Source organism: Bacillus sp. DNRA2 (genome assembly GCF_012843265.1).
Classification (GTDB): Bacteria; Bacillota; Bacilli; order Bacillales; family Cytobacillaceae; genus Bacillus_BU.
In genome coordinates, this window is the sequence record NZ_JABAIT010000056.1 from 1 (window position 1) to 4,059 (window position 4,059).

The window sequence follows — 4,059 nt, forward strand, 5'->3', positions numbered from 1 at the left end:
CAATAAGTACCTTGCGCTTCCTTAGTGGTTGGTTGATGTGTACCCCCACAGCGGACTTTCACCACCTAGATAGTTGCCATGCCTGGCACACAAGAAAAACCACACTTTTATAAAAGTATGGCGATAACAATTATACTTGCTTTGCAATATCTAGCTCTGCATCATTCTTTGCAGATGGTAGGTTAATTTGAAAACAAGTTCCTCTATTTAATTCACTTTTAACATTCCATCGTCCATTCATTTCCTTAATGATTTGTAGCGTTACCATAAGCCCAAGTCCAGTACCTTTTTCCTTCGTTGAATAATAAGGTAAGCCGATGTTTTCTACCTGAGTTGGTGTCATCCCGATTCCATCATCAATAATCGTTATTTCGACTTCTTTTCCAGTTAAATTAACTGAAAGAGTCACATGACCGTTTGGACGAGCGGCTTCAATTGCATTTTTGATAATATTAATTAACATTTGCTGAAGTCTACTTGGAATTCCCAACACATATGTAGTCTGTACAGATGTTAAGGTTAATTGGACATTGTTTATGGTTGCATAGGAAATGAGTGTGTTTATCGATTTAGCAGCCATGTTAGAAACATCAATTAATCTGGGCGTTTCAAAATCATTATTTTTTCCCAAACTTAAGTAGTCAGAAATAATATCGTTAGCTCGATCTAACTCATCTAGACAAATCTTTAGGAACGATAATTCATCTTTATTTATATTTTTTGATGTTGATAGCATTTGAATAAAACCGCGAACACTCGTCATTGGATTTCTAATTTCATGAGCAACGCTAGCGGCAACCTGACCAACCACTTGAAGCTTCTCGTTCTTTTGTACTTCCTTCATTAATTCTTGCTTCTCACGATATGATTCAAGTAAGTGAACTGCTAACCATACCGTGACCGCGTTAACAACAACAAATCCGATATTGATGATTAAAACGCTTTTTGTCAACTTCATGTCAAAAAGCAAAGTGCCAATTAAGGGAAGTAAGAAAGATATGATACATAAGAAAAGTACCGAAAATGCGATCTTATTTTTCCGATCCCAGTTAAAGTAATATTGTGGGAATTTCCAAATAACCATTGTCCCCAAAACTAGAACGATATAGGCTGTATACATTCCATGTCCACCAACGATAAAACGAATGACTACATAAAATAATGAAACTACAAGACCTACTGCATTCCCACCATATATGAATGCTAAAAACCAAGGCACCATCCTTAAATCAAGAATAATCCCGTCATCAATTTTGATTGCAAACATAAGACATAAGAACATTGTCGCAGAAAAGACGATGCTCCAGTAAAATGTCTCTCCTCGCTTCAGCTTTCGGTTATTGATTAATGCTTGATATAAAATGATCGGAAATAGCACAACAAGCATTTGTATTAAAATATTTTCTGACTGTAACACCATATATTTACCTCTTACTCTATCACTATTGGACGATTATTATACAATCATACTTTGATAAAGCAACAAACGAAAGACTTAATTTAATTATTGGGTGAAAATGGTAGTACTTCCTTGAAAAATTGTTAAAGGATCATTTGAAGTTTTTCCAATACCTGATCAATTTCTGCTTTAGTTGTAAATATTCCTAAACTAAAACGAATGGTCCCCATCCCAATATGCTCAGGAACCTTCATCTCTTTCAATACCGGCGACAACTCGATTCTCCCTGCATGACAGGCTGAACCCGTTGATGCTGCAACAGCCGGCATGAGATCGAGTATTTCCTGGCCAATTTTATTGACAAAACTGACATTTATAGTGTTGGGCAAGCTAAACACTGGATGTCCATTCAATACAACCTGACTACCAAAACGGTTGCTCAATTCCTCCCAAAAATAATCCCTTAATTCTTTTATTTGATTACTAGCTAGATTTCGTTTAGCCAGTTCACAGGCCTGTCCTAGTCCAACTGCTAGCAGCGTGTTTTCCGTACCTGCTCTTTTTCCAAATTCATGTCCTGCACCATGAATCAATGGTTCAAGCTCCATTCCATTTCGAATATAGATAGCTCCGATTCCTTTTGGTGCATAAAGTTTATGACCCGCAACCGTTAACAAATCGACTCCAAGCTCTTCAACATTTATAGGTACCTTTCCCACCGATTGTGAGGCATCAGTATGAAAAGGAATTCGATAATGTTTGGCAATTTTGCCAATCTCTTTAATTGGTTGAAGTGTTCCAACCTCATTATTTGAATGCATGATAGATATTAATATCGTTTCAGATGTTATCGCTTTCTCAATTTCCTCAGGAGACACTCTTCCATATTGATCCACACCAACATAGGTAATGTTTGCTCCCATACTTTCAAGAAATTTACAAGGATTAAGAATCGCGGGATGCTCTATTTTAGAAGTAATGATATGCTTCCCTTTAGTTTGATGTTTATAAAAGACTCCTTTTAGAGCGTAGTTATTCGCTTCACTGCCACCGCTTGTAAAGATAACTTCGTGTGGATTGCAGGCTAACAAGCTACTAACCTGCTCCCTAGCACGATCCAATAAAGATTTGACCGGCTTACCAGCCCAATGTAACGCAGACGGATTACCGAAATAGTCTGTTAATAACGGCTTCATAGCATCGATTACTTCAGGTGCTAGCGGTGTACTGGCGTTATAATCTAAATAAACATAATTATTCAAAGTTCTGTCCCATCCTTTAAGAGAGTTGGCGTTTTATAAATCCATTTTGGGGGATTCGTACCCATTAATCAAGCTTGAAACATTCCTATTTTCTTACAATTAAAATAAAAAGCCCCTTTCGCTATTAAATAGCGGGAAAGAGGCTCAATAGATCATCACTAATGTTCACTGTCTAAACAGATGCTCAATACTGTTGAACATCGGGTTATCTGAATTTGGCAAGTACCACTTATTATTCACGTCTATATTTAATTCTTTCAAAGACCCAATTAACTCTTCCATAAAGACTCCACGGCCATGCCTAGGGTCACATGACGGACTGCTCTCAATTCCCATCAAACCCACAAGTTCAAAATCATTTCGTAAATACTCCTCGATTTGGTCAATCACTGGCTGGATTATGCTCCGACAATGTTTTCGATACTCTAATGTATCATATTCCCGATATGTCATCGGGGGGCGATTTAAGCCCAAATAGGTGAATTCTGGACATGGTAATTGGACTATCCCTAACTCCTCCTGCACGACCCATTCGACCATCGAGCTTATCGCACCTTTTGAACGAGCTTCACCTTCAATGACGGTATTTTGATTAAGCACGCAATGTGAAACTAGAACAATTCTTTTACTACGCTGCATCTTTTTTCTCCTGTTTAAAAATTTTAGCTAAAGATGGAATCTTAACTACTAACATCATAACTAGAAAACAAGTAATAATTTTATCGAAAAAATTCCCAGATATTCTTGATAAAAAGGTTGAAGCAAAAATTCCTTCTCCAGTGGACCTTAACCAGAGCACGATAACATCCATGCCACTACCATTTAGACCACCGTAGACCGCAACAGCAATCGGAGTACCGATTAACGGAGCCACTACCGATAAGATAAGTCCAGTACTCAGGGCGACGTACCATTTTGCAAAATCAAACTTACGGGCGATGAAGCCAACCGCAAGGCCCATTGCGATACTAACTATTCCGAAGAACATAGCCGATGCCCCTGTTGTTGCGCCAAGGACCACATTTGATAATAATCCTGTCAACGCTCCCCACCAAGGTCCAAATAACACCGCAATTAATACTGTGCCAATCGTGTCTAAGAAAAGCAATGGTATTTTTAGAGTCGATACAACCGTGCCTAAAACGACGTTTAAGGCAATCCCCACAGCAGAATATGTCAGTACTAATGTCTTATTCGGTTTCATACACAATCCCCCCTATATAACTGGAATTCCTACCGACAATTGCCTCCTTTCCCATTATTCTATTCAAATCTATATTATCAAGTCCTGACTTCTATTCTATAAAAATAATAAAGTAGGGAAACCTCTCTCGAGGCTTCCCCCTTATCAAACCGTACGTGCCCTATTAAGGCATACGGCTTACCAAATGTTACAAT

Annotated in this window: 4 protein-coding genes; all 4 read right to left on the reverse strand. The window is 38.2% G+C overall.

Going from position 1 to position 4,059, the window contains the following annotated elements; all coding sequences use genetic code 11:
• Positions 1-130: 130 nt before the first annotated feature.
• Positions 131-1,420 (reverse strand): sensor histidine kinase, encoded by a 1,290-nt coding sequence (locus HHO41_RS21780; RefSeq protein ID WP_169102650.1) that lies wholly within the window; start codon positions 1,418-1,420, stop codon positions 131-133.
• A gap of 122 nt (positions 1,421-1,542) precedes the next feature.
• A complete protein-coding gene (locus HHO41_RS21785; protein ID WP_169102652.1) occupies positions 1,543-2,661 on the reverse strand; it encodes a cysteine desulfurase family protein in 1,119 nt (372 codons plus the stop codon).
• Positions 2,662-2,826: 165 nt separating this feature from the next.
• Positions 2,827-3,300, reverse strand: a complete 474-nt coding sequence (locus HHO41_RS21790) for a CD3072 family TudS-related putative desulfidase (RefSeq protein ID WP_169102654.1) — start codon at positions 3,298-3,300, stop codon at positions 2,827-2,829.
• Positions 3,290-3,865 (reverse strand): CD3073 family putative ECF transporter S component, encoded by a 576-nt coding sequence (locus HHO41_RS21795; protein ID WP_169102656.1) that lies wholly within the window; start codon positions 3,863-3,865, stop codon positions 3,290-3,292. Before HHO41_RS21795 ends, HHO41_RS21790 begins: the two co-directional genes overlap by 11 nt.
• Positions 3,866-4,059: the final 194 nt, after the last annotated feature.